The organism is Testudinibacter sp. TW-1 (assembly GCF_050613185.1).
Lineage (GTDB): Bacteria > Pseudomonadota > Gammaproteobacteria > Enterobacterales > Pasteurellaceae > Chelonobacter.
This window is the reverse complement of record NZ_CP192511.1, coordinates 344435-366984: the sequence shown is the minus strand read 5'-3', so window position 1 is coordinate 366984 and position 22550 is coordinate 344435. Positions and strand designations below refer to the sequence as shown.

Annotated in this window: 22 protein-coding genes, 1 tRNA gene and 2 pseudogenes; 4 read left to right on the top strand and 21 right to left on the bottom strand. The window is 46.6% G+C overall.

The genetic code is table 11. The features are described 5' to 3' along the window. Positions 1–35: 35 nt before the first annotated feature. The 19 genes and pseudogenes from ACQ31U_RS01765 to orn form a co-directional block, all read right to left on the bottom strand. Entirely contained in the window at positions 36–878 is an 843-nt protein-coding gene (locus ACQ31U_RS01765; RefSeq protein WP_431053343.1) for a PTS system mannose/fructose/sorbose family transporter subunit IID, read from the bottom strand. Next, a complete protein-coding gene (locus ACQ31U_RS01760) occupies positions 865–1758 on the bottom strand; it encodes a PTS mannose/fructose/sorbose/N-acetylgalactosamine transporter subunit IIC (protein WP_431053341.1) in 894 nt (297 codons plus the stop codon). The genes ACQ31U_RS01765 and ACQ31U_RS01760 overlap by 14 nt, the downstream gene beginning before the upstream one ends. Before the next feature lie 12 nt (positions 1759–1770). Beyond that, positions 1771–2244, bottom strand: a complete 474-nt coding sequence (locus ACQ31U_RS01755) for a PTS system mannose/fructose/N-acetylgalactosamine-transporter subunit IIB (protein ID WP_431053339.1) — start codon at positions 2242–2244, stop codon at positions 1771–1773. A gap of 61 nt (positions 2245–2305) precedes the next feature. Then, the gene (locus ACQ31U_RS01750) at positions 2306–3253 is read right to left on the bottom strand and encodes a tagatose 1,6-diphosphate aldolase (protein WP_431053337.1); all 948 of its coding nucleotides are present in this window, start codon (positions 3251–3253) and stop codon (positions 2306–2308) included. Between the two features lie 12 nt (positions 3254–3265). Further along, entirely contained in the window at positions 3266–3703 is a 438-nt protein-coding gene (gene agaF / locus ACQ31U_RS01745) for a PTS galactosamine/N-acetylgalactosamine transporter subunit IIA (protein ID WP_431053335.1), read from the bottom strand. Positions 3704–3759: 56 nt separating this feature from the next. Next, the gene (gene agaE / locus ACQ31U_RS01740) at positions 3760–4608 is read right to left on the bottom strand and encodes a PTS N-acetylgalactosamine transporter subunit IID (RefSeq protein ID WP_431053333.1); all 849 of its coding nucleotides are present in this window, start codon (positions 4606–4608) and stop codon (positions 3760–3762) included. Then, on the bottom strand, positions 4598–5377 hold the full coding sequence (agaW, locus tag ACQ31U_RS01735; RefSeq protein WP_431053331.1) for a PTS N-acetylgalactosamine transporter subunit IIC: 780 nt from the start codon (positions 5375–5377) through the stop codon (positions 4598–4600). The genes agaE and agaW overlap by 11 nt, the downstream gene beginning before the upstream one ends. Before the next feature lie 11 nt (positions 5378–5388). Then, the gene (gene agaV, locus ACQ31U_RS01730) at positions 5389–5865 is read right to left on the bottom strand and encodes a PTS N-acetylgalactosamine transporter subunit IIB (protein WP_431053329.1); all 477 of its coding nucleotides are present in this window, start codon (positions 5863–5865) and stop codon (positions 5389–5391) included. A gap of 41 nt (positions 5866–5906) precedes the next feature. Continuing rightward, positions 5907–7067, bottom strand: a complete 1161-nt coding sequence (locus ACQ31U_RS01725; RefSeq protein ID WP_431053327.1) for an SIS domain-containing protein — start codon at positions 7065–7067, stop codon at positions 5907–5909. 117 nt (positions 7068–7184) lie between these two features. Then, positions 7185–7958 carry a transcriptional repressor AgaR gene (gene agaR, locus ACQ31U_RS01720; RefSeq protein ID WP_431053325.1) on the bottom strand — a complete coding sequence of 258 codons (774 nt, stop codon included), beginning with the start codon at positions 7956–7958 and terminating at the stop codon, positions 7185–7187. Between the two features lie 217 nt (positions 7959–8175). Further along, positions 8176–9477, bottom strand: a complete 1302-nt coding sequence (hflX, locus tag ACQ31U_RS01715; protein WP_431054256.1) for a ribosome rescue GTPase HflX — start codon at positions 9475–9477, stop codon at positions 8176–8178. Positions 9478–9554: 77 nt separating this feature from the next. Next, entirely contained in the window at positions 9555–9824 is a 270-nt protein-coding gene (gene hfq / locus ACQ31U_RS01710; RefSeq protein ID WP_431053323.1) for an RNA chaperone Hfq, read from the bottom strand. A gap of 112 nt (positions 9825–9936) precedes the next feature. Next, entirely contained in the window at positions 9937–10908 is a 972-nt protein-coding gene (miaA, locus tag ACQ31U_RS01705; RefSeq protein ID WP_431053321.1) for a tRNA (adenosine(37)-N6)-dimethylallyltransferase MiaA, read from the bottom strand. Beyond that, the gene (gene mutL / locus ACQ31U_RS01700; protein WP_431053319.1) at positions 10905–12737 is read right to left on the bottom strand and encodes a DNA mismatch repair endonuclease MutL; all 1833 of its coding nucleotides are present in this window, start codon (positions 12735–12737) and stop codon (positions 10905–10907) included. Before mutL ends, miaA begins: the two co-directional genes overlap by 4 nt. 8 nt (positions 12738–12745) lie before the next feature. After that, positions 12746–13663: pseudogene (locus ACQ31U_RS01695) on the bottom strand (N-acetylmuramoyl-L-alanine amidase); the annotation flags it as partial. A gap of 177 nt (positions 13664–13840) precedes the next feature. Next, positions 13841–14173, bottom strand: a pseudogene (locus tag ACQ31U_RS01690) (AMIN domain-containing protein); the annotation flags it as partial. Between the two features lie 71 nt (positions 14174–14244). Continuing rightward, entirely contained in the window at positions 14245–14742 is a 498-nt protein-coding gene (tsaE, locus tag ACQ31U_RS01685) for a tRNA (adenosine(37)-N6)-threonylcarbamoyltransferase complex ATPase subunit type 1 TsaE (RefSeq protein WP_431053317.1), read from the bottom strand. A gap of 154 nt (positions 14743–14896) precedes the next feature. Further along, a tRNA-Gly gene (locus ACQ31U_RS01680) sits at positions 14897–14972 on the bottom strand. 118 nt (positions 14973–15090) lie between these two features. After that, positions 15091–15657, bottom strand: coding sequence for an oligoribonuclease (orn, locus tag ACQ31U_RS01675; RefSeq protein ID WP_431053315.1), 567 nt, complete (start codon positions 15655–15657; stop codon positions 15091–15093). Between the two features lie 83 nt (positions 15658–15740). Between orn and rsgA the strand changes: the two genes are divergently transcribed. The 4 genes from rsgA to crr all read left to right on the top strand — a co-directional run bounded on the left by rsgA (position 15741) and on the right by crr (position 19787). Further along, entirely contained in the window at positions 15741–16796 is a 1056-nt protein-coding gene (gene rsgA, locus ACQ31U_RS01670; protein WP_431053313.1) for a small ribosomal subunit biogenesis GTPase RsgA, read from the top strand. Between the two features lie 317 nt (positions 16797–17113). Next, on the top strand, positions 17114–17371 hold the full coding sequence (ptsH, locus tag ACQ31U_RS01665; protein WP_084255248.1) for a phosphocarrier protein Hpr: 258 nt from the start codon (positions 17114–17116) through the stop codon (positions 17369–17371). Between the two features lie 122 nt (positions 17372–17493). After that, complete coding sequence (gene ptsI / locus ACQ31U_RS01660) at positions 17494–19221, top strand: phosphoenolpyruvate-protein phosphotransferase PtsI (RefSeq protein WP_431053311.1); 1728 nt, start codon at positions 17494–17496, stop codon at positions 19219–19221. Between the two features lie 65 nt (positions 19222–19286). After that, positions 19287–19787, top strand: a complete 501-nt coding sequence (gene crr, locus ACQ31U_RS01655; RefSeq protein ID WP_431053309.1) for a PTS glucose transporter subunit IIA — start codon at positions 19287–19289, stop codon at positions 19785–19787. A gap of 131 nt (positions 19788–19918) precedes the next feature. On the opposite strand, the gene arcA is transcribed toward crr, so the two are convergent. Beyond that, entirely contained in the window at positions 19919–20632 is a 714-nt protein-coding gene (arcA, locus tag ACQ31U_RS01650) for a two-component system response regulator ArcA (protein ID WP_431053307.1), read from the bottom strand. A 254-nt stretch (positions 20633–20886) separates the two neighbouring features. Then, positions 20887–22476 carry a peptide chain release factor 3 gene (gene prfC / locus ACQ31U_RS01645; RefSeq protein ID WP_431053305.1) on the bottom strand — a complete coding sequence of 530 codons (1590 nt, stop codon included), beginning with the start codon at positions 22474–22476 and terminating at the stop codon, positions 20887–20889. Positions 22477–22550: the final 74 nt, after the last annotated feature.

The following is a 22550-nucleotide window of genomic DNA, read 5'->3' as shown; positions in this document are numbered from 1 at the left end:
CTAGTGCTTTTGTGACCATTAGTGTGTCAAGCTGATTAACCTTTGGCTAAGATACCTAACCAAGACAGCAAGATACACAGCACGATAATGATCATAATCGCTTTATTCGAGGTCATTTTCTTACGTCCTAATAACCAGTAGATAAAGCCGACCACTAACGCAGGCACTAATCTTGGCAAAATCAGATCCAAGTTAGCTTGTGCCGACACCACTTTTTCACCGATGGTTGCCACATAAGGAACGGAAACGTTCACCATGGTGGCGCACATCACCCCGACAACGAACACCCCCAGTACCGTGGCGGCGTTGGTTAAGGCATTCAGTTTGTGCCCTAAGGTGGTGACAAGGCTGACCCCTTCGCGATAAGCGATTTTCAATTGCGCCCAGCGGAACACCATGGTGGCGATTGCCACCAGCACCCACAAGCCGACGCCCAACGGATTGCCGCCGATTGCCATGGTGGCGGCGATTGCCCCCATAATCGCAGGGACTAATGACCCGAAGATCGCATCACCGATGGCGGCGAACGGGCCCATTAAACCGGATTTGATCCCGGCAACCGCTTCAAGGGATTTCGTGCCTTGCTTTTCTTCTAATGCCAAGTCGATCCCTTTCACAATAGTGTTAAAGAACGGGCTGGTGTTGAAGAATTGGTTGTGCATGACCATCATTTTTTGCAGTTCAGGCGTGTTGTCGCCGTACATTTTGCGTAATTGCGGTAATAAAATCCACAGGTAACCGGAGCCTTGCATCCGCTCGTAGTTCCAACCGACTTGGTTGAATAACAAGTTGCGGATATTGATTTGGCGGAAGTCCGCATCGGTCAATTTGTAATTTTTCGGATTACCGACCGCAGTAGTTTGATTAGAGTTCGTCATCTTCAATTTCTCCTGTTGCAGAGGTGGATTTTTGCGTCTGTGCGGTATTATTGCTTTCGTTGACACTGCGTTGGTATGCAAGAATGGCGAAACCAAAACCGATAGCCGCCATGGCTAACATTGGTACGCTGTTGTAAGAGCGTCCTAATGCTGCCGGCAGTAAGCCGTCTAACGCATTGCCGATAGCAGCAATGTTGCCGAACAAGGTGATGAAGATAGCCGTTAAAGCGAAGCTTAAAATCAAGTAAGCAATGTGGCGTTTGGTTGGTAAGTAGCGTAACAAGATAGCAAAACCCAGTGCCGGTAACACGCCGCCGGCTAAGGTTAAACCGTCGGCGATGATTTTCAAAATACCGGTTTGCATGGCTTCTGCCAATTTCGCCACGAACGGACCGCCGAATACCAATGCCAAGAAGATCGGAAGCGCACGAGAGAGACCCCAAGCCAGCGCACCGAGCAGATAGTTGACGCTAATCGCCTTATACGCATGGTCTGTGATGTTTTTATCGATACGGTGTGCGAAGAATACGTTAGACATTCTCGCCAAAATATCGGTATAAACCATCAATGCCGCAATCGGTACAGCCAGCGAGGTTAAGGCTAAGGTCGGTTCCATGCCGACTGCAATGGAGAATGCGGTTGCGATAACGGTGCCTGAGTTGGCATCAATACGTGAAGCCCCGCCGAAAGTCCCCACACCCAACACCGTTAATTGCATTGCGCCGCCGATTAACAAACCGGTTGTCATATCGCCCATAATCAGACCGGTAATAAATCCGGCGAAAACAGGTGAGCCGGCACTGGAAACAATGGTTATTTCATCTAAAATTTGATAAAACGCATACAGCGTAATCAAAAGTATTTGCCACCATTCGATCATAGTCGTTACTCCTTATAAAAGTTTCATTAAGTCGATCTTTTCTTCATTGGGCACCATTTGAGCCGTTAAATGGATGCCTTTTGCAGAAAGTTGTTTGAAGACCTCGACGTCCGCATCAGTGATGTTGACTGACTTTTTGATCGAACGGGTTTGGTCTGTTTGGGACATATTGCCGACATTGATGTCTGTCAGCTCCACACCTTGCTCGACCAATCGAAGCAAAGTCTGTGGATTGCGTGTAATCAGCAAAACGCGTTGGGTGTCGTAACGCCCTTCGTTAATATTATTTGCTGCTTTTTCAACCGTGAGCACGCTGAGTTTCACCCCCGCAGGGCAAGCCAAGCGTAAACCTGCTTTATCAATATCATTATCGGCAGCGGTGTCGTCCACCACCATAATGCGTGAAATATTCAGGTACGAGGTCCATAAATTTGCGACTTGTCCGTGAATTAAGCGCCCGTCAATGCGGGTATGAATAATTGCCATAATGAACTCCTTTTTGTGCCTATTTTTTGTGTTGTTATAAAATCGTTATTCAATACCGTCGTTAAAATCGAATCGGCGTTGCATTTTGTTGTAAGACGGCATCCAATTCTTGAATATTTTTAATGCCTTCGGTTTTGAGCCACTCGATAGAGGCTTCTTTGCCTTGCGCTTTATAAAGTTTTGCACCGTCAGCCCAAGTGGCTCGGCCGCACAGCACGCCGTTGTAGTGTGAACCGGCTTGTTTGGCGAACACCAGCGTTTGTTGGAACAGTTCGGCGGAAACCCCCGCACTTAAGAAAATGAACGGCAAATCCGAAACCGCACTTTGCTCGGCAAAATAGGCTGCGGCTTCCTGTTGGCTGTATAACGCCTCGCCTTCGGCAAAACCTTCCACATATTTCATATTGACCGGCACTTCCACCTTGAATACGTCCACACCGTATTTCGGATCGGCATAGCTGCGCATGGCTTCGATCACTTTGCGCGGTTTCAGCTTGGCGTATTCTTTTTCATCTTCGGTATTGGCATCGTAGGTTAAAATCTCTAAGAACAGTGGCATTTCTTCTGCTTTGCATTCGGACGCAATCCGCTCGACAAAGGCTTTTTTGCGATCGTTAATGCAATCCGGTTCGTCAACATCCACATAGAGCAATAATTTGACTGCGTCAGCGCCTTTTTCTTTTAAACGCAGCACAGACACGTCGTCGATCAGATCGGGAAAGCGCCCGACGGCGGTTTTGTCATAGCCGGTTTTTTCATACGCCATCATCAAACCGGCCTCGGTATCACGCACGCCAGCCGCCGTCCAACCAAATTCAGGGTCAAGCAAAATTGACGAGGCATTCGGGGTTAAAATAGTGGAAACCAAACTTTTAAATTCACTGATTTGTTCGGGGGTGATGTCGTCTCCCAACATTCTTTTTAACGCGCCGCGTTGGTCGATGGCAAGCGCGCTGATCACACCTTGTGCGTTACAAATTTTTTTGAGTCGTTCTGTTCTTTTAGACATAATATCAATCCTTTAGATTCCGTCTTCTTCCTGTGTAGTATGAGTTTTACTGTGGGTTAATTCTTCGCTGAGTTTGACGATGCCTTGCTTGCCGCTGTTAACAGCCAGCTCGACTAACTCGGTAAACGTTAATTCGTCTTTTTCCATGGCACATTCAATTAACATTTGTAAGTTTGTGCCGGTAATGACTTCTTGGATCGGGAGTTGTTGTGCGACGAGCGAGGCGGTTCTGAATGGCGAGCCTCCGAGAATATCACAACAAAACAATACGCCGTCTTGATGTTCAAGCTGCGTAAGTGCGGTTAAAATTTCATCTTTGAGTTGAGCAGGACTTTTGCTTTCAGGGAAATCAATAAAGGCGAGATTTTCCTGTTCACCGATGATTTGGTTTAAGGCATATTGAATACCCGTAGCAAAACGACCGTGTCCCAGCACAATAATACTGATCATAAGGACTCCTTAAATCTGGTTGGGGTTACCCCCAACCAAGCCTGAGAGATTGTTTATTACAGGAAACCGGCAAAGCGTCCGATGATTCCTAAAGCAACGGTAAGGATAATCAGACGTAACGGAGACCAACCTTTTTTCACCAACCAGTACATCAAGATGGTGTAAACCAGTGGGAAGAAAGCTGGCATTAGTTTATCAATTACATCGGCTTGCACTTTAACCACGGCATCACCGGCAGTAATTTCCAAAGTGGTGTTAAAGCGGATATAGGTTGCGACCAATGCACCGATCACGGTCATCCCGACGATAGAAGCGGCATGTCCGACTTTCTTGGTATTGGCTTTAATCACCGGAATAGCGGCAACCCCCATGCGATAGGAGTAATGCGCTAAGCCGAAACGTAAACCGAAGTGAACGATATTAAATACCACGAAGAAGAAAATCGCCCCCATAATCGAGCCTTGTAATGCCAAGCTGGCACCGATCCCGCCGCAAATCGGTAGTAAGGTCAGCCAGAACATTGCATCACCGATTCCGCCTAACGGCGCACCGACCGCAATTTTGGTACTCTGGATACTGTTAACGTTCTGTTTGGAACGCTCCATAGCCAGAATGATCCCCATCACAAAAGTGACCAAGAACGGGTGGGTATTAAAGAACCCCAGATTCCCTTTCATCGACTTGGTTAAGTCGGCTTTATTGGTATGGATTTTTTTTAGTGATGGTGCAAGTCCGTACAACCAACCTGCCGCCTGCATTCTTTCATAGTTAAAAGAGGCTTGTAACAACAGCGAACGCCATGCCATCACGTTAATATCACGTTTGGTCAGTTCAGCACCGATAGTTTGATCTTCATAAACATCATCATTGAGTGCTGTTGTTTGAGTATTCAGTTTAGATTCCATCTTCAAACTCCTCTTTTTGAACTTTCACTTCGGCAGTTTCACTGCCTTTACGCATGTAGTCGATAATCGCCATGGCAGTTGCGGCAGCGGCGATGGCTAGGATTGGCAACTGTAACCAAGCGGCGGCAACGAAGCCTAAAATAAAATACGGGATATAGACGTTTTTCATCATGATTTTCATCAATACTGCAAACCCGATTGCCGGCATGATACCCCCGGCGACCCCTAAGCCGTCGATGACTTGTTTTGGCAACATTTCGATGATTTTTCCGGCGTGTTCCGCACCGAAATAAACCGGTAGGAAAGCACAGAAGAAGTAGAACGTACCGAGCACCAACAAACCGAAGTAGTTGACGTAATCAATGCCTTTCAGATTGGCGTCTTCCGCCATTTGGTCACAGCGCGACATCACGGCTGACATGATAGAAAATAGGAATGTGATCCCCATTTGCACTGCAATCGCAAACGGCACGGCGACCCCGACGGCAACGGTCGGATCGGTTTTGGTGGTAATCGCAAAAGTCGCACCAACCACGGTACCGATAATCACGTTTGGCGGTTGAGCTCCGGCGAGTGGTGCTAAGCCCATCCAGACCAATTCCAAGGTACCACCGACTAAAATACCGGTCTGTAAATCGCCAAGTACCAGACCGACAATCGGACCTAGTACAACCGGACGGTGGAAGTGGGTTAAGCCGTTATAGAGATCGAGACCTGCTATAAAAGCAATAATGCCAAGGATAATTGATTGTAGTAATCCAATTTCCATGAGTTGTCTCCTTACTTGAGTAATTTAAATAGATCAGTGGATTCCTCGGTTGGAACGCCTTGGATATAGCATTCCACCCCAAGTTGTTGCAGCTTTTTGAAAGCGGCGGCATCTTGTGGATCGACTGATACCGTTTTGTGGATTTGTTGTTTGCCTTCGGCAAAATGCATATTGCCGACATTGATTTTTTTCACCGGAACCCCGCCTTCGACCAATTTCAGGAAATCAGACGGACTGCGGCAGACCAACAGGATTTTTTGTCTGTCGGCGGCACGATGAATATTGTCAATTACTTTTTGTAATGGCCAGAAACGAACGTCAATTCCATCTGCCAGCACCATTTCCATTAAATTTTGTTGCATTTCGTCTGCCGCCACTTCATCATTGGCGACCAATACCAAATTGGCACCGGCAAAACCGACCCATTGCACCCCGACTTGCCCGTGAATCAGACGTTCATCAATTCGGCTTAATACGATATTTGGCATAACTTTCTCCTTATTGTTGTAAATTGATACATAAAGTGCGGTTAAGGCTTATACGGGTGAATAATCACACCTTGTACCACGCGGTTTACTTCACCGGTCGGACACGGGTTATCAGTGGTGTGTCCGGTAAGGTAAGAGCGATAGAATGAAAACATTTGTGCAAAGATGATATACGGAAAAGCAAGTGCCATATCCGATACCGCACTTAATGTGCCTAAACAAATTTGCTGCTCGGCAGGCAGGCGACTTTCCAGTTCGGCGGTTAAGACCACCAAGCGTTGTACTTTGCCGTCGCGCAGAATTTCATTACATAAATCAATATCATATTGACGGGTGTAAGGATTGTTGGAAAGATAGACAATCACCGTGGTTTTGCTGTTGATAATCGATTTCGGACCGTGACGGAAGCCCAGCGGCGTGTCATAAATCGCCACCACTTCGCCGGCGGTCAGTTCCAATAATTTCAAGGCCGACTCTTGCGATAAGCCTTTGAAACCGCCGCTGCCGAGATAGACAATCCGTTCAACCGCTTCGCCGGCTAAGGTTTTCACCTGCCAATGTTTGTCTTGGATAAAGCGTTCGGCGCAATCGGCGAGTTGTTGCACTTGCGCAAGGTCAAAGTGCGGTTGGAAAAAGATCAGCGCGGTTGCCAAGGTCATGCTGGAGAAACTCGAGGTCATGGCAAAGCCGTTATCATTGGTTTGTGGCGGTAACGCGAGCGCGTAGGCGTTGTCGGCTTGATAATTTTCTTGATACAGTTTGCCGTTTTGGTTGCAAGTGATGATTAAATGGTAGCTGTTCTCCACGAATTGATTCAGCAACTGCACCGCCGCCGCACTTTCCGGGCTGTTGCCGGAACGCGCAAAAGAAATCAATAACGTCGGCTGATCGTGTTTCAGATATTGGTACGGGTTGGAGACCAAATCGGTGGTGGCAATCGCCGTGGCTTGAAGTGCGCTCCATTGGTTAAAAAACGGTAACAATACTTCGCCGGAAAAAGCGGAAGTGCCGGCACCGGTTAAAATGAGGCGTAAGTTATCTTTGGCTAACAGTGGCGCCAAAAAATCATCAATGGCTTGCCGTTGTGAATCGATGATTGAGGCGGTTTGCCGCCAACAATCAGGTTGCTGACAAATTTCTTTTGCCGTCCATAAGGCATTAGCTTGTTCGAGGGATTCGCCGGCGATGCCCAAATAATCCATGTCTGACTCCTTATCAGTAAATAGAGAACGAATAAATTGCATTCGTTGGGTAAGGAGTCGAATTGACCGTTTGGCAATGCAAATACGTGTTGAAAATTTAAAACATGATTGGCATAGTTAATTGCTGTTGACTAAAATGACCCGCACACCCTGTTGTTGAAAGGCTTGCAAATAGTCGGGCGGAATGGCGTTATCGGTAATGAGAATATCAATTCCGGCAAACTTGCGAATCACATGAACACTGCGTTTACTGAATTTGCTTGAATCCGTCACCACGATAATCTGTGCCGAAATATTACACATCAAGCGGTTCAAATTGGCTTCCTGCTCATTATGCGTGGTAATTCCGACTTTCAGATCGTAACCGTCTACACCCAAAAATACTTTGTCAAAAACATAATTTTCCAAACTTTTTTCTGCGGAAATACCGGAAAAAGAGAGTGCGTTTTTTCTTAACGTGCCGCCGGGCATTCGCACCTGAACGCCGTCTGCCGCCGTCAGCTCCATTGCTACGTCTAAACCGCTGGTCATCACCACCACATCATTTAAGTGCCGCATATTTGCTGCGATTTCTTTGGTGGTAGTGCCGGAATCCAAGATAATCGAATCGCCGTCATTAATCAGTTTGGCCGCGGCTTGTCCGATCAGGCGTTTGATCTCGACGTGTTGGTTGCGTTTCTCTTTAATCGACAATTCGCCGATGATTCGGTTATTCGGCAAAGCGAAACCATGCGAACGCAATAGTAATCCTTGTTTTTGCAGATAACTGAGATCGCTGCGAATGGTGACGCTGGAAACCGCACAATGTTGTGCCAATGCTTCGACGCGAATACTGCCTTGAGCATTAACGATTTGTACAATTTGCGAACGTCTTTCCACAGTGCTTGTCATTTTCAACCCCTTACGAAAACAAACTTAATATTTCATTTGCTTTCGAATTGATTTTGAATGGCTTCATTTTTGGAGTAAAGCAAGATATTTTAAAATCAGAGAGCTATCACATTTTTTGTTTCATTACAGTTGATATTTGTGATGGTTATAACGATTTTGCGGCTGCTTTTATAAGGATAAACGGAATTGGAATATAGCAAATGAAAGCAAAAGAAAATTATTTCAAATAACTTATTAAATCCGGATAATGGGCGGCAAGTTGCCGCCATTTATGATTATCTATTTGTAATGAAAGGAGAAACTCGCCATTTTCGCTAATGTTTTCGCTGCGGATATGGTTTTGTTGATAGAGTAAGTGGCGGATTTTGCCCGCCGTCACCGGCAGCGACAGTTGCAAATGTAAAATTTGGTTTTCGAGCCGTTTTTGAATCGCTTGCCGTAGTAATTCAATTCCTTCTCCGTTCTGTGCAGAGAGATAGACCGCACTTGGCTTACCTTGATCGTCATAGTCGATATGCGGAGCGACATCTTCACATTGATCGATTTTATTGAACACCAATAAATAAGGTACGGTAGACGCCCCGATTTCTTCCAACACCGCATTGACGGCGTCGATATTTTCCTGACGGCGTTCATCGGAGGCGTCGATCACATGCAATAGCAGCGTGGCTTCGGTGGTTTCTTGCAGGGTAGATTTAAAAGCTTCGACTAAATCGTGCGGTAAATGGCGGATAAATCCGACGGTATCCGCCAGAATCGTAGTGCCGACATTTTCAATCTCCAACTTACGCAAGGTCGGATCAAGAGTAGCGAACAGTTGATCGGCTGCATAGACCTCGGCGCTGGTTAAGGCGTTGAACAAGGTTGATTTACCGGCATTGGTATAACCAACCAAGGATAAGGTCGGAATTTCGGCTTTTTGCCGGGTGCGACGGTTGAGATTGCGCTGTTGGCTGACTTTTGCCAGCTTGGATTGCAATTGCGCCAACCGCACTTTGATTAAACGGCGGTCGGTTTCGAGCTGGGTTTCGCCCGGACCGCGCAAACCGATCCCGCCCTTTTGTCGTTCTAAGTGGGTCCAACCGCGGATTAAGCGGGTGGAAATATGTTTCAGCTGTGCCAGTTCGACTTGCAGTTTGCCTTCGTGCGAACGGGCGCGTTGGGCGAAGATGTCAAGAATCAGGGTAGTGCGGTCAATGACGCGGCAGCCGCACAATTTTTCTATGTTACGGTTTTGTGCGGCGCTGAGAATATGGTTCACCAGTACGATATCGGCATTATGCAATTTGACCGCCTCCGCCACTTCTTCCGCTTTGCCTTGTCCGATAAAATATTTCGGTTGCGGCGCAGAACGCGCGGTGGTCAGCACTTCAATCACATCAACTTGCGCCGACGCGGCAAGTTGGCGGCATTCCTCGATGTTTTCCGGATCTTTTTGCTGTGAAAAAAAGACATGTACCAAAATCGCGCGCTCATTTTGCAACAACTGATCGCGGATATCTTTACGGCCTAAGCTCAGATCGAAAAGAGCGCTCTGCTGTTCGCTTGGAGCGCTGTCATTATCATATTCAGACAACGTGATTTCCTACAACCAGATTATTCGCTATCGCTAACGTCCGTTTTATTCTCACTGCTTTGCGCTTGAGAATTGTTATGGTGTGAAATCGCCCGTGCCGGCACCACGGTGGAAATCGCATGCTTGTACACCATTTGACTAACGGTATTTTTTAACAAAATAACAAATTGGTCAAATGATTCGATTTGTCCTTGCAGTTTGATCCCGTTGACCAAATAAATAGACACGGGAATGCGTTCACGACGAAGTGAGTTCAAGTAAGGATCTTGTAATGATTGTCCTTTTGCCATAATTGGATTCCTTATATTTTAGTTATGATGTTTTAGTTATAGTCTTACAAATTTTTAAGCAAAACCGGAAACGACCGCAGTATGTCTGTCCCTCTATTTCAATATAGCAACTTTATTTCCGAAAGTCACCCGTCTGCAAGAGGGCGGAGCCGCTTTCTTGCAAAATTTGCATAATTTTTTGTTTTGCTTGCGGAATTGCCAAACTGTCCAGCCAGTGAATCTCCGATTTCCAGCCCCTTAGCCAGGTTATTTGCCGTTTTGCCAGTTGGCGGGTGGCGCAAATGCCACGATAGATCATGTCGGCATGATCATAATCGCCGCGCAAATATTCCCACATTTGACGGTAGCCGACGCACCGAATGGAGGGAAGATCCGGATGCAGATCGCCACGTTGATAGAGCGACCGCACTTCCTGTTCAAAGCCTTGCATGATCATATTATGAAAGCGTTGTTCAATGCGCTGATGTAATACCGCACGATCTTGCGGCGCAATCGCAAATTGCATAATCCGATAGGGCAGGGCTTCGCCTTGGATTGCCGTCAGTTCGGTCATGCTTTTGCCACTGATATAATACACTTCCAAGGCGCGGTTAATCCGCTGCGGATCATTGGGGTGGATCCGTGCGGCTGCAATCGGATCAACTTGTTGCAGTTGTTGGTGCAGATATGCCCAGCCTTTTTCGGCGGCAACCGCTTCAATTTCAGACCGCACTTTGTCATCTGCCGACGGCAACGGTGATAACCCCTCAAGTAAGGCTTTGTAATACAACATAGTGCCGCCGACCAACAACGGAATTTTACCCTGTTGAGTGATCGATTGCATTTCGCGCAGTGCGTCATGACGGAAATCGGCGGCAGAATAACTTTCCGCCGGATCTTTAATGTCGATTAAGCGATGTGGCGCTAAAGCTAATTCCGCCGGGTTCGGTTTGGCGGTGCCGATATCCATGCCACGGTAAATCAATGCCGAATCGACACTAATCACCTCGAACGGCAACTGTTGGCGCAACTGAATCGCCAAGTCGGTTTTACCGGAGGCGGTCGGTCCCATGAGGAAAACAGCCAAAGGTTTGCGGTTGCTCATAGGGTATTTCCTAATCGATAAGGCTGTAGATCCAATGGCAGCAAGAGTTGTTTAAATTGCGCCGATTCGCTGTCGAGCAGCTGCTCTAAACGCGCGAATTCGGCATTGGCATCGGCTAAGGTTTGCAGTGGCGGCAAGGTTAAATTGTTGATTAAGTGCGTGAGGAAATCGTTAAATTTACTCAGGTTACTCTGATTGAGCAAGCCGACCAGACAGGCTTGCAGATTTTGCTGGCGCAACACTGACGGCACGGCACTCACGGTTAAGCGGCTTTTGCCGTGCTGTTGATACAGCGTGATTTCAAAGCCGCAACGGGCAAAGTGCGGTTGCCGTTGCGTCCAATGTTCGGCTTGGATCTGATCTAAATGCAACACCAACGGAATCAGTAGCGGCTGATGAGGGATTTTTTCTTGTTGTAGTTCTTGCGTTAATTTGCAGCGTTGCAACGCCGGCACTTGCACAAAATAGAGCCGTTGCTGCCGTTGCAATAATAACAGTTGCTCGTCCGCCAGCAAGGTTAACAGGCGCAAGTGCGGATTTTGCTGAATTTCCCATGACGGCGCGGGCTCTTGGATTGGCATAGGATTTGGATTCAACGTCGAATAGCTCACGGTTGCAGGTTGCAGCAACTGATGATATGCCTTGCCTTCTGCCGGGCGATAAGCCGGGCGTTCTGAAAAATCCCGCGGCGCATGATCACTCGCCGAAGTGCGGTTTGAACTTGCACTGACCGCACTTGCGCTTGGTGCCGGCGCAAAAATATTTTCCCCCGCTGCGGCACGATTAGGGGCTAGTGGCGATTGCATTTCCGTTTCGATAAAATCTAAGTTATCGGCCGTTGCCAACGCATTCAGTACGCCCTGATAGATAAAGTCATGTATTAAACGACTTTGGTGAAACCGCACTTCGTGTTTTGCCGGATGTACATTGACATCAACCTGTGTCGGATCAAGATCGATAAACAACACGAATGCCGGAAACGCCTCGCTGTGAATGTTATCGCCATAGGCTTGACGCACCGCATGGTTGATGGTTTTATCGCGCATCATACGCCCGTTGACATAACTGTAATTCAGATCGTTTTGCGCACGTAAAAAACGGGTGTTGGCGACCCAGCCGTAGAGGTGCAAATCGTTGTGCTGCCAGTTGATTTCCAATGCATTTTCGACAAAATCTTGTCCGCAAATCGCAGCCAAGCGTTTCAGTTTTTGCTGCGGACTGCCGGCTTTACGGTATTGGCGTACGATTTTGCCGTTGTGGGTTAAGGTGAAAGCCGCTTGTGATTTGACCAACGCAATGCGACGCACCACTTCGTCAATATGGCTGAATTCGGTTTTTTCGGTGCGCAAAAATTTGCGTCGTGCCGGCGTATTGAAAAACAGATTCGCCACTTCGACCGTGGTGCCGACAGGATGTGCCGCCGGCTGAATGGTGGTTTCCATCTCGCGTCCCTGTGCGAATACCTGCCAGGCTTCGGTTTGTTGCGGCGGTTTGGAGGTCAGGGTCAGGCGTGAGACCGAGCTGATACTGGCAAGGGCTTCGCCACGGAAACCGAGGCTTAAAATCGCTTCTAAATCTTCTAACGTGCTGATTTTACTGGTGGCGTGGCGTGATAAAGCGAGAGCTAACTCCGCTTTCGGAATGCCAAAACCGTTATCACGAATGCGGATTAAGCCTGCACCGCCTCGCTCGATGTCAATCTGAATGTCGTCCGCTCCGGCGTCAAGGCTGTTTTCCACCAGTTCTTTCACCACCGACGCAGGACGTTCCACCACCTCACCGGCGGCAATCTGGTTAGTCAGTTGTGGCGAAAGAATTTGAATCGGCATGCTGTTTAATCCCGTAATTTAATTTTTTGTCCGATACGGACATTGTCGTTTTTCAACTTATTTAAACGCTGTAATTCACGAATTTTGATATTGTATTTAATTGAGATTCCGCCCAGACTTTCTCCCGCTTTCACGGTGTGGAATTGCGGGGTGCTGCTCGCCTTATTACTTGCTTTGCCGCCGGCTTTATTGCTTTTAGCCGTGTTGCCCGCCCGGCCGGCGACCGCACTTGCCTCACCGCTTGTGTTGTAATAATCAATCAAACCGCGATAAATGGCATTGGCGATTTGGCGGCGGTAAGCGGCGGTTGCCAGTTTGCTTTCTTCTTCATGATTAGAAAGGAAACCGGTTTCCACCAACACCGACGGAATATCCGGCGAACGCAATACCCCGAGGCTGGCGTGTTGCGGCACGTTTTTGCTCAATTTGGCAAAGCTGCCGAAGCGTTTCAGAATGGCTTGCCCTAACTGATAACCGGCGCGTTGCGAATGCCCGAATTGCAGATCCAATACGGTTTGGTTCAAATATTTTTCATCGTGCGACGCCAAAACATTACCGGCGCCGCCCAATAATTCCGATTGTTTTTCATGATCTTCCAACCAACGCCCCATTTCGCTGCTGGCACGTTTATTTGACAGCACCCAAACCGAGGCGCCGCGTAGCGACGGTGATCCGTTGGAGTCGGCATGGATGGAGATTAAATAATTGGCTTTGTTCTTCCGCGCAATTTCCGAGCGGTTCGGCACCGAAATATAGTAATCGCCGGTGCGGGTCAATACACTTTTGAAACGGTGATCTTTATCCAATAGGGCTTTTAATTCTTTAGCAATTTGCAGGGTAACCACTTTTTCACGCAAGCCTAAACCGGTGCCGATTGCACCGGGATCTTTGCCGCCATGGCCGGCATCAATTGCGATGACTAACACGCCGGTACGGGCGGCGTTGCTTCTGGCAGCCGTTGCTTGATTTTTCGTGGTGGTGGCGGTTTTAACCGTCTCTTTCGCCACTTTTGCTGCGCTAGTGCCGGTTTTTGTTGCTGCGGTTTGACCGGCGGCATTATCGACCATCAGTGTAATTTTTTTACCGTTATTGTGGAATTTAAAACCGCTTTTTTGTTTGAGTTCTAATACCACCCGCAGGGTAGTGGAACGGGGCGGGTTGCTGGTGCGCAGATTGGCCACGACACTGTCGTTAATCTTTCTCGGCAACAACTTGGCGTGAGCTTGGCTGTTGGCAAAGTCAATCACCAAGCGTTCCGGATTTTGCAAGGCAAAATAGCTGTATTTGGTGGCGAGCGAAAAAGAAAACTCGATTTGCGTTTTTTTGTTTTCATTTTTCACATTCAGTGCGGTCAGGGTGCCCGCGTTGGCGGAAAAACTGATAAAGCCGAGTAAAAGTGTCAAAAAGTAAGTGATAAACAAAGCAAATTTTTTCATTCTGGCGTCTTTCGTCAAATCAAAACAGTTAAATATAAATTCGGTTATGCTGCTGCGTGCGCTTGGTTGCGTTAGTGCAATTGTGCCGCAATGCGTTCACCCATTTCGCTGTGCGCCGTGAGTTGCAGCTCACGTCCTTGTGCTAAATAGTTGAGTTGAATGGTTATGTCCGCCGCAGGAATCATGCCTTGCCCGCGCTCCGCCCATTCCAATAATGCCAAGCTGCCGGATTGAAAATAATCACGAATGCCCATAAACGCCAATTCTTCCGGATCGGCGAGGCGATACAGATCAAAGTGGTAAACATTCAAGGTCGGCAGAGGGTATTCTTCGACTAAAGTATAAGTCGGACTTTTGACATTACCGTTATGCCCCAGCGCCTGAATTATACCGCGGCTAAACGTGGTTTTGCCCGCACCTAAACCACCATATAAATAGACAACAAAGCCCTGTTTTTGTTCCATTGCATTATATTTGATCAAAAGCGCGCTCAGACGTGCGGCAAAGGCGAGCAATTGCGCTTCGTTTTCAAATTGGATTTGATATGGAGATGTTGCTAGTGGCGACATAATTCAACTTAATATAAACGGAATATCCAAACTAAAATCAGGCGCTAATGATAGAGGAATTTTGCTGTGAATGCACGGTTTTATCTGCATAGAAACCGCACTTTATAGTGCAATAAAAAGAGATAAACTAGGTAAACGATAAGGTTTGAGAATTTGGAGCGGGAAACGAGACTCGAACTCGCGACCCCAACCTTGGCAAGGTTGTGCTCTACCAACTGAGCTATTCCCGCATTTGAATGGTCTGACGTAATCAGTGGGGTGCATTATACAAAAATTTTTTTTGCCTGCAACCCCAAATAATAAAAAAAAGTTTGATTGTCGAAAATGACAGCAAAAAGCGTATGATTTTTAGCTTTGCGACGTATTTTTGTTCAAATCAATAAAATGTTCGCGGTAATAAGCGAGTTCGGCAATCGATTCCCGGATGTCATCGAGCGCCAAATGGGTATTCTGTTTTTTAAAACCGTCTAAAATTTCCGGTTTCCAGCGGCTTGCCAGTTCTTTCACGCTGCTGACATCGAGATAGCGGTAGTGAAAATAGTCGGCTAATTCCGGCATATATTTGAACAAAAAGCGCTTATCTTGCGCCACGCTGTTGCCGCAAATCGGCGAGCTGTTTTTCGGCACCCATTTTTTCAGAAAATCCAAGGTGCGCAATTCGGCGGCACGTTCGCTTAATTTGCTTTCTTTAACGCGCGAAACTAAGCCGTTGGCGGTATGGGTTTTGCTGCACCATTCGCTCATGGCGTTGAGTAAACTGTCCGGCTGGTGAACGGCAAGCACCGGTCCTTCGGCAAGTATATTCAGATCTTTATCGGTGACAATGGTGGCGATTTCAATGATTCGCTCTTTTTCCGGATCCAAACCGGTCATTTCAAGATCAATCCAGATCAGATTTTGTTTATCGAATGGCATAATATGCGGTATCCTAGTCGTTCAAAAATTATCTCATTTACGCGCTATTTTAGCGTAAAAACCAGCGGGAGTAAGGAAATTTTTTGAGTAAGCAAAAGTTAACAAAAAATCAGAAGCGCCGAATTCAATCTAACCAACAGAAAACGTTAAGTCATTATCAGCAGCGGAAAAAAGAAACGCGTGAGATTGAATGGCAGGATGACATGTTGGGCGAAATGCAAAGCGGAAGGGTGATTTCCCGTTATGCGCTGCATGCCGATATTGAAAACAGCGTAGGCGAGGTATTTCGCTGTAACTTGCGCCGCACCTTAAGTAATTTGGTGGTTGGTGATCGGGTGTTGTGGCGTGCCGGACATCAGCAATTGCAAGGGATCAGCGGCGTGGTGGAAGCGGTGCAGGAGCGTAAAAATGTGCTTTCCCGTCCGGATTATTATGACGGGATTAAACCGATTGCGGCGAATATCGATCAAATTTTTGTGGTTTCGGCGATGTTACCGCACTTTTCCGCCAATATTATCGATCGTTATTTGGTGGTGTGTGAAAGTTTGGGGATTGAGCCGATTTTGCTCTTGAACAAAATTGATTTATGTACAGCGGAAGAGCGTAGCGAAGCCGAGCAACTGTTTGATATTTACCGCACTTTGGGTTACCGCGTGCTGATGGTTTCTTCTTATAGTGGCGAAAATATGCGGCAGTTAGCCGACATGTTGCGTGATGGCTGTTCGATTTTCGTCGGACAATCCGGGGTGGGGAAATCCAGTTTACTCAATGCGTTGCAACCGCACTTGGCATTGCAGATCGGCGCTGTCAGTGAAAATTCCGGTTTAGGGCAACATACTACAACGGTTTCCCGTTTGATTCGCTTAACCGACGGCGGCGAAGTGATTGATTCGCCCGGTATCCGTGAGTTTGGCGTATGGCATTTGGACGCGACCACCATTACCAATGGTTACCGTGAATTTCAGGACTATCTTGGCGGCTGTAAATTCCGCGATTGCAAACATCTGGACGATCCGGGCTGTGTGTTGCGTGAGGCAGTGGAGCAGGGCAAAATTCACCCGCTACGTTTTGAAAATTACCACCGCCTGATTCTGGCGTTGGACGAAAATAAGGCGCAACGGCATTTTGTTACAAATTAATTTGCGTTAGGGCATGAAACCGTGGTGCAAAACCGTGATAGGCAAATGTCAAATCCGCTCATAAAATGTAAGATGCGGTTAAAAAATAAACTTTTTTAATTAAAAACTGTGCGATACATCATATTTTTTCCAGTTATGCCTTGATTATTTAGGCGGAATATTGATACTAACCCAAATAATTATTTTAGTCGGTAAAATAATTATTAAAAAATTGTGATAATCAGGGTTGTGCCCGTATTGAACTAGGGGCGCCGTGATTTGCTATGAATCATATTGATTTATATTCAGTGTTACTCAGATAAATAAGGAAATTACTTATGTACTCAAAAGACGTTACCATTACTGCTCCAAATGGCTTACATACTCGCCCGGCTGCACAGTTTGTCAAAGAAGCAAAAGCGTTTGCCTCCGATATTACAGTAACTTCCAACGGTAAAAGCTCCAGTGCGAAAAGCTTGTTCAAATTGCAAACCTTAGGTTTGGTGCAAGGCACCGTCATCACCATCAGTGCCGAAGGCGAAGACGAAGAAAAAGCGGTTGAGCATTTGGTTGCGCTGATCCCGACTTTAGAATAAATCAATTTAAGCTGATTCGATTGTCGGTGGTTATTGCCTGTCAAGACAGGTTATAATTTAAGCAAGCTAAAGCGAATAGAGCTCTATTCGCTTCACTATTTTTATTCAACAAAGGTTTTATTATGATTTCAGGTATTTTAGCGTCACCAGGGATTGTCTTCGGTAAGGCACTGGTTCTGAAAGAAGAAGAGATTGTTTTAAATACAAAATCCATCGCTGCATCTCAGGTTGAGGCTGAAATTCAGCGTTTCTATGACGGGCGTGAAAAAGCGGTCGAGCAGTTAACCGCGATTAAAGAGAAAGCCACCAGAACATTAGGTGAAGAAAAAGGTGCCATTTTTGACGGGCACTTGATGATTCTGGAAGATGAAGAGCTGGAAGACGAAATTCTGGCCCTGATCCGTGATGATTTGGTGACCGCCGATTTTGCCGCCGGTTCCGTGGTTGATCAGCAAGTGACCATGCTGTCTGAAATCGATGATGAATATCTGAAAGAAAGAGCGGGCGATATCCGCGATATTGGTAACCGTTTAATCAAAAATATTTTGGGTATGAATATTGTTGATCTGGGGGAAATCAACGAAGAAGTCATTCTGATTGCGAATGATTTGACCCCGTCTGAAACGGCACAATTAAATCTAGACAAAGTGCTGGGTTTTATCACCGACATCGGCGGGCGCACCTCACACACCTCAATCATGGCGCGTTCTTTGGAGTTACCGGCGATCGTCGGCACCAATGTGGCAACCAAACTGATCGTCAGCGGCGACACCTTGATTTTGGATGCGGTCAATAATGAGATTTTCATCAATCCGTCACAAGAAGAGTTAAACCGTATTATCGGCTTGCAACAGCAATTGGCGGAAGAAAAAGCCGAACTGGCAAAACTGAAAGATTTACCGGCGGTGACCTTAGACGGGCATAACGTCGAAGTGGTGGCGAACATTGGCACTATCCGCGATGTGGAAGGCGCACACCGTAACGGCGCGGAAGGCGTTGGTCTCTATCGTACCGAATTCCTGTTTATGGATCGTGATCAGTTGCCGAGCGAAGAAGAACAATTCCAAGCCTATAAAGAAGTGGTTGAGGCGATGGACGGTAAATTGGTGGTGTTGCGCACGATGGATATTGGTGGCGACAAAGAGTTGCCGTATTTGAATTTACCGAAAGAAATGAATCCATTCCTAGGCTGGCGTGCGATTCGTATTGCTTTAGACAAACGTGAAATCCTGAATGATCAGCTAAGAGCGGTCTTGCGGGCTTCCGCATTTGGCAAACTGGCGATAATGTTCCCGATGATTATTTCGGTGGAGGAAATTCGTACGCTGAAAGCGGTGGTTACGGAATTAAAACAAGCGTTGCGCAACGAAGGCAAAGCCTTTGACGAAAATATTCAAATCGGCGTGATGGTGGAAACGCCGTCTGCGGCGGTGAATGCCAAATTCTTGGCGAAAGAAGTGGATTTCTTCAGTATCGGCACCAATGACTTGACCCAATACACCTTGGCGGTTGATCGTGGTAATGAATTGATTTCACACCTGTATAATCCGATGACTCCGTCGGTGTTGAGCCTGATTAAACAAGTGATCGATGCGTCGCACGCGGAAGGCAAATGGACCGGGATGTGCGGCGAGTTAGCCGGGGATGAACACGCCACGTTATTGTTGCTCGGCATGGGGCTGGATGAATTCAGTATGAGCGCGATTTCAGTGCCGCGGATCAAAAAATTGATTCGTAATGTGAACTATGCGGACGTACAAAACTTGGCAAACGAGGTGTTGCAACAACCGACTGCGGCGGATATTCAAGCGAAAATTTCGGCTTTTTTAACCGAAAACGGTTTAAACTAGATACAAATTAAAAAATTTCGGGTAACATAACAGAGATTTTTGATGGATTAATGAGGAGATTTAAAATGGGTTTATTTGATAAACTATTTGGTTCAAAAGACAATAAAGGTGCGGAAGTTGAAATTTATGCGCCATTATCCGGTGAAATTGTCAACATTGAAGATGTGCCGGACGTTGTTTTTTCGGAAAAAATCGTTGGTGACGGGATCGCAATTCGTCCTACCGGTAATAAAATTGTCGCCCCAATCGACGGCGTGATTGGTAAAATTTTCGAAACCAACCACGCATTCTCAATGGAATCCAAAGAAGGCGTTGAGCTTTTCGTGCACTTCGGGATTGATACCGTAGAATTAAAAGGCGAAGGTTTCACTCGTATTGCCGAAGAGGGGCAAGATGTGAAAAAAGGCGATACCATCATTGAATTTGATTTGGCAGTATTAGAAGCCAAAGCAAAATCAGTGTTGACGCCGGTGGTGATCTCCAACATGGATGAAATCAGCAGTATTGAAAAAGCCAGCGGCCCGGTTGTATTAGGCGAAACCGTGATTTTGAAACTGAAAAAATAAAATTTTCTTCATGCTTTAAAAACCAGACCTACAGTCTGGTTTTTGTTTTTGTCTACTATGCCTCGCCTAGTAGATAAAATAAAACCGGAAAATATTTTTATTTTCCGGTTAAAAGTGCGGTTCAGTGTGGTTTATTCGAGTTCACCGCAAAAACGATAACCTTCCCCGTGGATAGTTGCGATGATTTCCGGCGTATCCGGGTGCGACTCAAAATGTTTGCGAATGCGGCGAATGGTGACGTCAACGGTTCTATCATGTGGTTTCAACTCGCGCCCGGTCATTTTTTTCAGTAAATCATCACGGGTTTGGATTTTCCCCGGATTTTCACAGAAATGCAGCAACGCACGGAATTCGCTGCGGGGTAACTTATTGCTTTCCCCTTCCGGCGAAATCAAGGTGCGGCTGTTAATATCCAGCGCCCAACCGTTGAAACGGTATTGTTCCACGTGTTCGTGCGAAATCGGTTGTTCTTTTTCGGACATGGTGCGTTGCAACAGATTTCTGGCACGAATTGCCAATTCTCTTGGATTAAACGGTTTGGTGATATAGTCGTCGGCACCGATTTCCAGTCCCAAAATTTTATCCACTTCATTATCGCGTCCGGTTAAGAACATCAGCGCGGTATTGGCGGTTTCACGCAATTCGCGTGCCAGCATTAAGCCATTTTTGCCGGGTAAATTAATATCCATCACCACCAGATTGACGCTGGTGCTGGACAGAATACTATGCATTTTATTACCGTCAGAAGCTTCCATCACTTCGTAACCTTCCGCCTCAAAAATGTTTTTTAGAGTATTTCTGGTAACGGCTTCATCTTCGACGATAAGAATTTTAGGAATACGCATTTATCTTTTACCTATAAAATCACAGGGTTATAAATCACCATTATTATATTGGTTTTCATGGCAATTAATTTTACTTTTAATAAACAAATAAAATATTCATTGCAGAATTGCAACCTAACTATAACATAAAGAATACGAAAAAAAGCATAATTCTGTTCTAAACTTTGACTTAGGTCATCCTTTAGAGGGAGTTTTTAGTGCGATAGGCTAAAAATAATGTGAAAAAATGCTTTTTACATTGTTTAAGTGTCGTATTAATGTTCTTTTGTTTTAAAAAATTTCACATCCGGATAACGTTCATGCGCCAAGTTTAAATTGACCATAGTCGGAGCAATGTAAGTTAAGTTATCGCTGCCGTCCAAGGCTAAATTCTGCTCGTTTTTGCGTTTAAATTCTTCGAATTTTTTCACGTCGTCGCATTCAACCCAGCGCGCGGTGGTGACATTGACCGTTTCGTAAATCGCTTCCACGTTATATTCGCTTTTCAGACGTGCAACCACCACATCAAACTGCAACACCCCGACCGCGCCGACAATCAGATCGTTGTTGGTGAGCGGACGGAACACCTGCACTGCGCCCTCTTCCGAAAGCTGCACCAAGCCTTTTAACAGCTGCTTTTGTTTCAGCGGATCGCGCAAGCGGATACGGCGGAACAGTTCCGGGGCGAAATTCGGAATGCCGCTGAATTTCAGCTTTTCACCCTGAGTGAAAGTATCGCCGATTTGAATTGTGCCGTGATTGTGCAAGCCGATAATATCGCCGGCATAGGCTTCTTCGGCATGAGTCCGGTCGCCCGCCATAAACGTGAGCGCGTCGGAAATCACCACATCTTTACCAATTCGGACGTGGTGCATTTTCATACCTTTTTCATATTTGCCCGACACGATACGCATAAAGGCAACACGGTCACGGTGTTTCGGATCCATGTTCGCTTGAATTTTAAATACAAAGCCCGTCAGTTTTTCTTCCGCCGGAGAGACATCGCGCAAATCGGAGTGGCGCGCTTGCGGGCGGGGTGCCCATTGGGTCAAGCCGTCCAACATATGATCGACGCCAAAGTTGCCAAGTGCGGTGCCGAAGAAGACCGGCGTCAGTTGCCCTTGCAAAAAGGCGTCCAGTTCAAACGGATTGGAGGCACCTTGCACCAATTCCAGTTCGTCACGTAATTGTTGCGCCAAATCATCGCCGACCGTGCTGTCTAATTCCGGATTATCCAACCCCTTAATCACCCGCACTTCTTGGATGGTGTGTCCTTGCCCGGTTTGATAGAGGTAGGTTTCGTCATTGTAGAGATGATAAACGCCTTTAAATAATTTACCGCAACCGATAGGCCAGGTGATCGGCGCACAATGGATATTCAATACGTTTTCCACTTCGTCTAACAGTTCCATCGGATCACGAATATCGCGGTCGAGTTTATTCATAAAGGTCAAAATCGGCGTGTCGCGCAAACGGGTGACTTCCATCAGTTTAATCGTGCGTTCCTCAACCCCTTTGGCGGAATCGATTACCATCAAACAGCTGTCCACTGCGGTCAACGTGCGGTAGGTATCTTCCGAGAAGTCTTCGTGTCCCGGGGTATCCAACAAATTGACCAAGCAATCGCGATACGGAAATTGCATTACCGAGGTGGTGATCGAAATCCCGCGTTGTTTTTCCATTTCCATCCAGTCGGATTTGGCGTGTTGGCTCGAGCCGCGCCCTTTGACCGTACCGGCGGTTTGAATCGCTTCACCGTACAGCAACACTTTTTCCGTAATCGTGGTTTTACCGGCATCGGGGTGGGAAATAATCGCGAAAGTGCGGCGTTTATCAATTTGTTGTGGATATTGGTTGACTGACATTGGTAATTTTATCTCGGGTTAATATTTTTATCGGCGCGTATTGTCGCTTATATAAAGGGCAAATTCAATCTTAC

What these genes read in the sequence shown, in the direction of transcription:
- ACQ31U_RS01765 (WP_431053343.1), bottom strand. Translation starts at nt 878, where the DNA reads ATGACGAACTCTAATCAAACTACTGCGGTCGGTAATCCGAAAAATTAC.
- ACQ31U_RS01760 (WP_431053341.1), bottom strand. Translation starts at nt 1,758, where the DNA reads ATGATCGAATGGTGGCAAATACTTTTGATTACGCTGTATGCGTTTTAT.
- ACQ31U_RS01755 (WP_431053339.1), bottom strand. Translation starts at nt 2,244, where the DNA reads ATGGCAATTATTCATACCCGCATTGACGGGCGCTTAATTCACGGACAA.
- ACQ31U_RS01750 (WP_431053337.1), bottom strand. Translation starts at nt 3,253, where the DNA reads ATGTCTAAAAGAACAGAACGACTCAAAAAAATTTGTAACGCACAAGGT.
- agaF (WP_431053335.1), bottom strand. Translation starts at nt 3,703, where the DNA reads ATGATCAGTATTATTGTGCTGGGACACGGTCGTTTTGCTACGGGTATT.
- agaE (WP_431053333.1), bottom strand. Translation starts at nt 4,608, where the DNA reads ATGGAATCTAAACTGAATACTCAAACAACAGCACTCAATGATGATGTT.
- agaW (WP_431053331.1), bottom strand. Translation starts at nt 5,377, where the DNA reads ATGGAAATTGGATTACTACAATCAATTATCCTTGGCATTATTGCTTTT.
- agaV (WP_431053329.1), bottom strand. Translation starts at nt 5,865, where the DNA reads ATGCCAAATATCGTATTAAGCCGAATTGATGAACGTCTGATTCACGGG.
- ACQ31U_RS01725 (WP_431053327.1), bottom strand. Translation starts at nt 7,067, where the DNA reads ATGGATTATTTGGGCATCGCCGGCGAATCCCTCGAACAAGCTAATGCC.
- agaR (WP_431053325.1), bottom strand. Translation starts at nt 7,958, where the DNA reads ATGACAAGCACTGTGGAAAGACGTTCGCAAATTGTACAAATCGTTAAT.
- hfq (WP_431053323.1), bottom strand. Translation starts at nt 9,824, where the DNA reads ATGGCAAAAGGACAATCATTACAAGATCCTTACTTGAACTCACTTCGT.
- miaA (WP_431053321.1), bottom strand. Translation starts at nt 10,908, where the DNA reads ATGAGCAACCGCAAACCTTTGGCTGTTTTCCTCATGGGACCGACCGCC.
- mutL (WP_431053319.1), bottom strand. Translation starts at nt 12,737, where the DNA reads ATGCCGATTCAAATTCTTTCGCCACAACTGACTAACCAGATTGCCGCC.
- tsaE (WP_431053317.1), bottom strand. Translation starts at nt 14,742, where the DNA reads ATGTCGCCACTAGCAACATCTCCATATCAAATCCAATTTGAAAACGAA.
- orn (WP_431053315.1), bottom strand. Translation starts at nt 15,657, where the DNA reads ATGCCATTCGATAAACAAAATCTGATCTGGATTGATCTTGAAATGACC.
- ptsH (WP_084255248.1), top strand. Translation starts at nt 17,114, where the DNA reads ATGTACTCAAAAGACGTTACCATTACTGCTCCAAATGGCTTACATACT.
- ptsI (WP_431053311.1), top strand. Translation starts at nt 17,494, where the DNA reads ATGATTTCAGGTATTTTAGCGTCACCAGGGATTGTCTTCGGTAAGGCA.
- crr (WP_431053309.1), top strand. Translation starts at nt 19,287, where the DNA reads ATGGGTTTATTTGATAAACTATTTGGTTCAAAAGACAATAAAGGTGCG.
- arcA (WP_431053307.1), bottom strand. Translation starts at nt 20,632, where the DNA reads ATGCGTATTCCTAAAATTCTTATCGTCGAAGATGAAGCCGTTACCAGA.
- prfC (WP_431053305.1), bottom strand. Translation starts at nt 22,476, where the DNA reads ATGTCAGTCAACCAATATCCACAACAAATTGATAAACGCCGCACTTTC.